The organism is Oleiphilus sp. HI0128 (genome assembly GCF_001635365.1).
Genome location: NZ_LWGG01001302.1, coordinates 1 through 928 on the forward strand (window position 1 = coordinate 1; position 928 = coordinate 928).

At 44.2% G+C, this 928-nt stretch carries 1 protein-coding gene; it reads left to right on the plus strand.

Annotated elements, in window-relative coordinates; all coding sequences use genetic code 11:
- Nucleotides 1-928 (plus strand): DUF1302 domain-containing protein (locus A3763_RS21800; RefSeq protein WP_156495250.1); only part of this gene is annotated, 928 nt, incomplete at both ends.

Consider the following 928-nt stretch of genomic DNA (forward strand, 5'->3'; position numbering starts at 1 on the left):
GATACACCTCTTAACCTTCGTCTAGGTAAGCAGGTAGTCAGCTGGGGTGAGAGTACCTTTATTTTTAACGGTATTAACGTTATTAACCCAGTAGATATTGGTGCAATTCGAGCGCCTGGCGCAGAAATCAAAGAAGCTTTGATTCCTGTAAACATGCTTTATGGTTCACTTGGCTTAACGGATGATATTACGATTGAAGCGTTTATTCAGCTAGAGTATGAGCCTTCGCGAATTGATGATTGCGGAACCTACTTCTCTACAAATGATTATGTAGCCGATGGTTGCGGCCCTGTTTGGGGTGCTAACTTCATGACTGAAGAGTGGAACCAGGGTGGACAAACCGGCTTGCAGAGAATGTATGATGACAAGCCCGATGATACTGATCAGTTTGGTATTGCTTTACGCTGGTTTGCTGCAGATTTGAATGAAACAGAGTTTGGTTTCTACTTCTTGCAATACCATAGTCGCTTACCAATTGTTGGTGGTAGAGTCGGTACCGACGTTGATAGCGACGGTGCGATAGATAGTGATGAACAGTTTTCGACTGCTGAGTATCAAATTCAGTACCCTGAACAGATTCAAATGGTAGGTCTCAGCTTTAACACGACTGGGCCTGGTGGTATTTCATTAGGTGGTGAGTATAGCTTCAAGCATGATATGCCTTTGCAGTTCAACTCTCCAGACTTAGTGCTTGCAACGAGAGGTAACGTTGTATCGCCTATCGTTACTAGTAGAGCAACTGACAGTAACGGCGATGGAACGATAACTTCGGATGAATTAGCGCCTTTATATGGAAGTGTCCAAGCGGGTTATGACGCTTATGATGTATCGCAGATTCAGATGACCGCCATTAAGTTTGTTGATCAAATTTGGGGTGCGAGCCGTCTAGCCTTTGTTGGTGAGGTGGGTGCTACATATGTTCATAACT